The following is an 8,621-nucleotide window of genomic DNA, read 5'->3' on the forward strand; positions in this document are numbered from 1 at the left end:
AACCGCCGGTGCGCGCGCACCGACATCGCCCCGGGCGAGCGCCCGCCCCCCGCCTCGTAACCGGCCGCGCCACGGTAACTGCTGGAGCGGCGCGCGCGGGGCGCGGGCCCGGCGCGACTGCTGCACGGCGACTACACCGACACCGAGACCATCGCCTCCGCGCGCGACCGGTCGGCGGCGAACGCGCGCTGGTGGGACGCGCTGACCCCGGACGAGCGCATGCTCGTGGTCAGGGCGCACCCGAGGGAACTCGGCAACGCCGACGGCATCCCGGCGGTCGCCCGCGATTACGCGAACCGGCTGACCATCGTCCGGGAGATGGCCGAATTGCGCGCCGTGCACGTGGGCGACCGGACCGACGCGCAGCGGACCCGGCTGGCGAATCTGGAGACCACGCTGGCCGCCCTGGTGGATGCCGACCGGATGGCCCGCGAATCCGATGTCGGCACCCCGCCGGTGCATCTGCTCTCCCTCGACGCGGGCGCGTTCGACGGCAAGGGCAGGGCCGTGCTCGCCTTCGGCGACATCGACGCCGCAGACTCGGTGTCCTGGCATGTCCCCGGCATCAAGACCAACATCGGAAAGCTCTCCTGGAACGCCGATTTCGCGCGCAACCACTGGGAGGTGACCTCCCGCCTCGACCCGTCGCGGTCGGTGGCCTCGATCGCCTGGCTCGGTTACGGCGCGCCCTCGGGGTACGCGGGCGCCTTCCGCCTCGAGCCCGCGAGGGCGGGCGGCGCGCTGCTGGCCCGCGACATCGGCGCGTTCAACGCCGCGCGCGAGGTCCGCGCCGCCCCCGGCGCCCCGCGCCGCCCCGACAACCACGTGTTCGGGCACAGTTACGGCTCCACCACCACCAGCTACGCCGGAAACGCGGGCAGGCTGGCCAACGAGGTCGCCTCCATCACGCTCGCGGCGTCGCCGGGCGCGGGGCCGGTGTCGCACGCGAGCGAATTCGGCGTCGGCGACAACGTGTTCGTGGCGACGATGTCCGCCGACAAGGTGACCTGGGTCGGCGGCAACCGCTCGGGCCGGGCCTCGCGCTTCCTCGGCGTCGGCGTCGACCCCTCGATCGAGGCGTTCGGCGCGCGCCGGGTGGCCGCCGAGTATCCGGCCACCGCCGAGTTCGCCGATCCGCGCCGCCATCACACCCAGTACTACGACTATCTCGACGCGAGCCGGACCCGGCCCACCGAGGCACTGTCGAACTTCGCGCGGATCGCCGCCGGTCTGTCCGACACGGTGGTGCCGGAAACCCATCGCCCCGGCGACGGCGATGTCGGGGTGCTGCGGCGCGTGATCGGCAAGGTGCCCAAGGTCGATCCGGCCGCCACCGCCCACCTCGACGACGGCACCCACGGCTATCGGGCGGTCGACGGACCGGTCACCGCTCCCCCCGGGCCGGAGGTGCAGGGGCACCGGGGCGGGCGCGGCCTGTGGGCGGAGAACACCCTGCCCGGGTTCGCGGCCGCCATGCAGATGGGCGTGGACGGCATCGAACTCGATGTCGGTCTCACCGCCGACGGCGTGCCGGTGGTGCACCACGAGCAGCACATCGACAAGCGCACCGTGCGCGATGGCGAGTCCGGCAATCGCTATGTGGGGCAGCGCATCCGGGATCTGACGCTGGAGCAGGTCCGCACCCTCGACACCGGGGTGGTGCATCCGTCCTTCGCCGACACCCAGCGCGCGGAGCCGGGCACCGGCATCCCGACCCTCGCCGAGGTGGTCCGGCTGGCCGCCGACACCGGCTGGACCGGGACCCTCTCGGTGGAGATCAAGACCGATCCGCGCTGGCCGGACGCCGAGGTGCGCGAGGTCGTCGCCGAGACGGTGCGCACCCTGCGCGCCCACGGCGGACAGTTCAGAATCCTCGGCTTCGACTGGCGTGTGCTCGCGCACGCGGCGGAACTGGCGCCGCAGGCCGACCGGGTGGCGCTGGTGAGCGCCCGCACCGCCACCGAGGGCTGGACCGGGCGCGATCCCGGCCTCTCGCCGGCCGAGCGGGCGCGGATGCTGTGGGCGCAGCTGACCGGCAGGCCGCGTGACGCGGGCGGGGATCTGGCGGCGGCCGCGCGAGCGGCGGGGGCGACGATCCTGTCGCCGGAACGGTCCATGGTGACCGGGAAACTGGTGGACCAGGCCCGCGAAGCCGGGGTGCGGCTGTCGGTGTGGACGGTGAACGACCCGGCCGAGATGCATCGGCTCACCGACCTCGGCGTCGACGCGATCGTCACCGACTTCCCCGATCGGCTGCGGGAGGTGCTGGCCCACCGCGGCCGGTCGCTGCCCGATACCCCCACCGCGCCCACCCTGCCGACGGACCCCGGCTACGACCCGCGTCACGCCGAGTCGGCCGATCACGCCCTCGCGCGGTTCCCCGCCCGACCGATGCCGCGTCCCGGCGAGCCCGCCGATGCGGTCACCGCCGCTGCCGCGGAATGGGCCGGGCACAACCGCCGGGTCTGGGACTCGCTGGACAGCGGTCAGCGCGACGCGCTGCTGCGCACCCACCCGGAGGCGCTCGGCGCCAAGGACGGCATCCCCGCCCCGATCCGCGACCACGCCAACCGGCTGGCGCTGCGCAGAGCGTGGCGAGAACTCGGCGAGCGCATCGCCGCCGACCCGCGCGCCGCGCGCCGCTTCGCCGGAAAGGCCTTCGCCGGACCGGAATTCGCGACCGTGCGCCGCCTGCTGTTCACCGACGAGGCGGTGCGGTCCGACGCGCTCGCCGACGGCCTGGCGGACTGGACCACCCGCCCGGCGCGTGGTCTGCTGCGCGCGCTCGGCACGGATTCCGGGCTGCCGGCGAACCTGAGCGCCATGTCGGAACTGATCGGCCGCGCCGACCGGGAGGCCGCCGAGCTGCCGGGCAGGCCGCCGGTGCAGATCCTGGCCTTCGACCCGAACGCCTTCCAGGGGGACGGCAGGGCGGTTCTCGCGTTCGGCGACATCGACACCGCCGAACAGGTGGCCTGGCACGTGCCCGGCGTCGCGGCGACGGTCGGCACGATGAACCAGAGCATGCACGCGGTGCGCAACCTGCACGAGATGACCGCGCGCACCGCGCCGGACACCTCGCGCGCGAGCGTGCTGTGGCTCGGCTACGACCCGCCGAGCGGCGACGCGATGTGGTCGCAGTACACCTCGACCGACGCGGCGAGGGAAGGCGGCAGGCTGCTGCTGGCCGACCTCGCCGCCTTCGACGCGACGCGCGCGGCCGCGTCGTCGCCACCGCCGTCGATCCACCTGATCGGGCACGGATACGGCACCACCGCCATCGGCTTCGCGGGAGCCGACGGCGCGCTCGCCCGACGGGTCGCCGATGTGACGCTGGTCGGCTCGCCCGGCGTCGGCCCGATCGCCGAGGCGGCCCGCTTCGGCCTCGGCGACGGCCGGGTGTACGTGCTGACCGCCTCCACGGACCGGCTCACCTGGCGCGGCGCGGGCACCCCGACCGCGATCGCCGGACCGGATGCCCGCGCGCTCGGCCGCGACCCGGCGACCGGGGATTTCGGCGCCGTGCGGGTGGCCGCCGAATTCCCCGCCTCGCCGCGCTTCGCCAGCCGGATCACCGACCGGCACCAGTACTTCTGGTTCGCCGACGCGAACCGGACGGCGCCCACCGAGGCGCTGGACGCTCTCGGCCGCATCGCCGCGGGCCTCGGCGACACCGTCCGCACCGAGGCGCACCGGCCGGGGGACCGGGAGACCATCCGGTTCCTCGGCCGGGAGGTGGACGTGCCGGTGGACCCGGCCGCCGAGCGCACCGGTCTGGTCGCCCCGTCCGACGAACAGCGGCAGATCGCCCGCCGCGCACTGGAACTGTTGCGGCCGGACGCGAACCCGGCCGCGCTGCTGCACGGCGAGCACCCCCAGGGCGATCACGACGGCCCGACGGTCGAGCCGGACGCCGTGGCGCACACCGAGCGCGTCGCGCGGTGGTGGCACGAGCAACTCGGCGACGCCGAACGCGCCGCCCTGATCCGAACCCACCCGTTCGAGATCGGCAACGCCGACGGCATCCCGGCCTCGGTGCGCGACCAGGCGAACCGGGTGCAGATCACCAGGGATTTCGACGCCTTCCTTGCCCGGTATCCGCAGGGCGGACGCGGCGCCGTGCTCGATGCCGCCGAGCGAACGCAACTGCGCAACCTGATCCGCACCACCCAGGCGCTGACCAGGATGGACGCGCGCGCCGCGACCCGGCCCGACAGCCCGCCCGTGCACGTGCTCTCCTATGACAGAACGGCTTTCGGCGGCACGGGTCGCGCGGTCGTCTCGGTCGGCGATGTCGACACCGCCGAGTCGGTGTCGTGGATCGTGCCCGGCATCACCACCACCCTGGAGAAGCTGCCGGGCAATCTGCGCGCCGCGATGAACATGTACGAGATGACCACGCGGATGAACCCGGATCTGCGGGTCGCCTCGGTCATCTGGATCGGCTACGAGGCGCCCAACGGCGCCACCATCGTGCAGAACACGGTGAACCCGAGGGCCGCCAGACAGGGCGCGCTGCTGCTGCGGCGCGATCTGGCGGCCTATCGCGCGGCCAGGTCGTACTTCGACGGCCGCGTGCCGTCGGCCGAGGCGCCGCGGGTCTACCTGTTCGCGCACAGCTACGGCTCGGTGGCCACCGGGTACGCGGGGCACGGCGGCAGGCTGGCCGACTCGGTGGACGCGATCATGCTGCTCGGTTCGCCTGGCGCGGGCCCGATCTCGCATGCCTCCGAATACGGTGTGCCGGTCTATGTCGCCACCTCCTCCGGCGACCCGGTGAGCTGGGTGGGCGCTGACACCCCCGGCCGCACCGGCCGGTTCGCCGGACGCGGGCACGGTCTCGACCCGTCGACACGGGCGTTCGGCGCCACCGCCCGCGTCACCGCCGAATTCCCGGCAGGCACCGATCCCATCGCCCAGCACCGCGGATACTTCAAGTACACCGACGAGGACGGCGCGCGGGCGATCACCTCCGAGTCGCTGCGCAACGCGGCGCTGCTGGCCGCCGAACGCCCCGGCGACATGATCACGGCCAGGCCGCGCCCTGGACTGGAGGAGCCGGGCTGGCGGCAACGGCAGGTCGCCACGCCCAACGATCCCGAATCCGGCAGGACCGCGGCGCCGTTGCCCGCCGAGGACACCGGGGGCGCCGCGCGGCAACGCCGGGTCCCGGCCTCGGACAGCGACGGCACCACCGAGCATCGCCGCCCCCGATGGCGGCCCGCCAGGCGGGAGGCGGCCCCGGCCCCCGAGTGTGCGCGGGACGCGCTCGACGTCATCGCGCGGGCCCTGCCCGACGCCGGGGTGCGGGTGCCGGAATCGGTCGGCCCGGCGGGGATGACGGCGGCGGAACTGGAGGCCGCGGCGGGCGGCAGGTTGCGGATGTACGATTCGCCCGCCCGGATCGCCGCGGCGCTGCGGCAGGCGGCCGCGGAAACCGTTCCCGGACAACCGGCGCCCATGATGCTGGTCGTCGAGGAGTACCGGGGCCCCAGCAGCGCCGACGGTGTCGGCGCGCACGCCTATGTCCTGTCCTACCAGGACGGCCGGGTCATGATCCACGATCGGACGCTCGACCGTTCCCCCCAGCCGTTCCGGCGCAACCTCACGCCGCGCGGGGTGCTCGCCACCCACGCCGTGCTCATCCGCTCCGACGGGGCGGACCGGCCCGTGGACACCCACGCGCCCAGCGCGCACCGGCCCGATGTCGGTATCGGCGCACGCGAGGGCGGCGACGCCGGGCGGCGTCCGTGGGACGCGGTCGAGGCCGCGGTGCGCGCCAAGGGCGAACCGGTCCGCTACGAGCAGCTGCCCCGCGGCAGCGAGAGCAGCGCCGTGTACATCGTCGAGTTCGCCGACGGCTCACGATGGGTGTACAAGCCGGTCTCCGGGCAGACCACCGGCGCGATCGACGTGCCCCCCTCCGGGCACGTGCCGCGTGAGGTCGCCGCCTACCGGCGGTCGGAACTGCTCGGCTACGGCCTCGTCCCGCCGACCGTCGCGTGGACGGGCCGCCACGGCGAGGGCTCGTTGCAGGAGCTGGCTCGCGTGTTGCCCGGCCGCCCGCTCGCGGAGTACTCGCGCGCGCAGCAACACATGATGGCCGTGCTGAACTACCTCGGCGCGGACCGCGACGCCAACGCGGGCAACACGCTGACCGCGGCCGGGGACGCCCGCCGCAGCCGCGGCGACGCGATCGCCATCGACAACGAGAAGAAGAACCCGACCGCGGCCGACCGCATCGGCATCAGATCCAGCGCCGTGGTGGACGCGCTGGGCGAGCCGCTCGACGCCGCCGCACTCGATCCGCTGCGGGCGCTGCCCGAGGCCGAGCATCGCGCGATGCTCACCGAACTGGGGCTGGAGCCCGAGGCGATCGACGGCGAGCTGAGCAGGCGCGCGGAGATCGTCGAGGACGGCCGGATCACCGGCCGGGCCTGGCCGGGACGCATCAGGGACGTGCCGAGGGTGCCGCCGCCCACGCCCGCCGAGCCGGACACACCGCCGAGGACGGACGAGGCCGACAGCGCGCAGGCCCGCCGCCCCTCGCTGTGGCAACGACTCCTCGGCCGCACCCCCGGCCCCGAGGTGGCGCCCACTCCCGCCGAGCAGACGCCGACGACCGCGCGGCCGGACGAGGACGGCGAGCGGTACACCAACGACTGCGCGCCGCGCGCGATCCGCACCGTCGTCGAGCTGACCGGCAGCGAGAGCGCGCGGGCGCCCGAACGCCAGGTGGGACCGGAGGGCATGTCCGCCGCCGAGCTGGAGACGTCGGCGGGCGGACGGCTGCGGCTGTTCGACTCCCACGACGCCGTCGCCGACCTGCTGCTCTCCCCGGAACTGGGGGACGGCGCCGCGGTCCTGGTGGTCGACTCCTATCACGGTCCCGCCGACCGGCACGGCGTGGGAGCGCACGCCTACGTGCTCTACAACAACGCGGGCGTGATCGAGGTGCGCGATCCCGGACTCGGTTTCGCGCACGAGCACCGGCGGGGACAGCCAGCGCCCGATGTGGCGGCGGTGTCCGGGATCGTCTTCGACAGCGCGGGACGACCGGTCGACCCGGTCGCGACCACCCCCGCCGACGACGCCGCGCGCCCCCGCACGGCGATCGGCAGCACCGACGGCCCTGACCAGGACGGCGTGGCGCCCGACACCGGCGGCCCCCGGCGTTCGTTGCCCGCCGAGGCGAGTGCGTTCATCGCCTACCTGCGCGACCTCGGCGCCGAGACCGCCGCGCTCGGCGCGACCGCGGCGAACGTGTACCGGGCGACCCCGCGCGCCACCGCCGACATCGACCTGATGATCCGCGAGGTCGGTGACCTGCCCGCCCGCCTGCGCGAGGACGGCTATCAGGTGGAGACCTTCGACAACGACGAAGGCGATATCTACCTGATCCGGCTGCACGGCAAGGGTGTCGCGGTCGATCTGATGGTCGCGGAGACGCCGGTGCAGACCGATCTGCTCGATCGTGCCGTCGGCGGGGTGGCCTCGGTCGAGGACGTCATCGTCATGAAGCTGATCGCGAACCGGGCCAAGGACAAGGCCGACATCGACTCCATCCTGGAGGCCGGTCACCGCCTCGACCTCGACTACATCCAGCGGCAGGCCGCCGAATGGGACGCCACCCGCGCCTGGCGCGACGCGCAGAACCGGCACGGACGACCGCTGGAGTCCTCGACCGGGGAGTCCGGCGCCGATCCGAGCCGGGGTGTCGACCACGGCGTCTCCTCCGGGGACCACGACGCGGCGGACACCGGCGACCAGGACAGGACGCCGCCAACCGAATCCGCCGCGCCGATCCACGCCGACCGCTTCGGCGACTGCCGGACCCCCGAGGAGGTCGCCGAATTCCTGCGCTCCGAACACGATCTGGACGTCGAGGGATTCGACCGGCCGGGGATCGACGTGGAGGCGGCGCGCGAATTCGGCCGCGCCATCGACGAACACCTGCGAGCGCACCCCGAGGTAGACCTGGCGGCCGTGCGGATCGACGAGCTCGACGACGCCGACACCGTCGCCCAGGCCGTGTGGGTGATCGAGGACGGATACGCGCACACCGACTCGATCACACTGAACCTGCCCTACGCCACCGACCCCGCCATGGCCGCGAGTTCCTGGGCCAACGACCTGGCCACCTCGTTCCGCGTCGGGCCACTCGGACGGCCGGTGTACGGCAACATCGTTCACGAATTCGGGCACGCGATGGACCACGCGGGCGGTATGCGGGCCAGGGCCGAAGCGCCCTACGTGCTGCTGGAGACCTACACGCGGGCCTATCCCGACCACGGCGACGCCGACTGGCTGCCCGACTACGAGGACTGGCTCGCCGACCAGTTCAGCGAGTACAGCTTTCACGCCGACGGCACCCTCGATATCGCCGAGGCGCTGGCGGAGTCCTATGCCGCTGTCGCGCACGCGGGTTCCGAGGCCACCGAAGGCGAACGGGCGCTGGCCGATCTGCTGGCCAGGCACGCGCGCGAGGGCAACTACGCCGATCCGAACTTCGATCCCGACACCGACGAGGAGATGGCGGCGGGGGGGGCGCCGGCGCGCCCCCCCCCCCCCGCCCCGCCCGCCCCCCCCCCCGCCCCCGCCCCCCCCCCCCGCCCGCGCGC

1 protein-coding gene is annotated in these 8,621 nt (G+C 74.2%); it reads left to right on the forward strand.

Features of this window, described 5'->3' with window-relative positions:
- Positions 1–219: 219 nt before the first annotated feature.
- A partial coding sequence (locus QH283_RS24395; protein WP_280505274.1) for an alpha/beta hydrolase occupies positions 220–8,621 on the forward strand: 8,402 nt, incomplete at its 3' end.

The organism is Nocardia farcinica, assembly GCF_029867845.1.
GTDB classification, from domain to species: Bacteria; Actinomycetota; Actinomycetes; order Mycobacteriales; family Mycobacteriaceae; genus Nocardia; species Nocardia farcinica_A.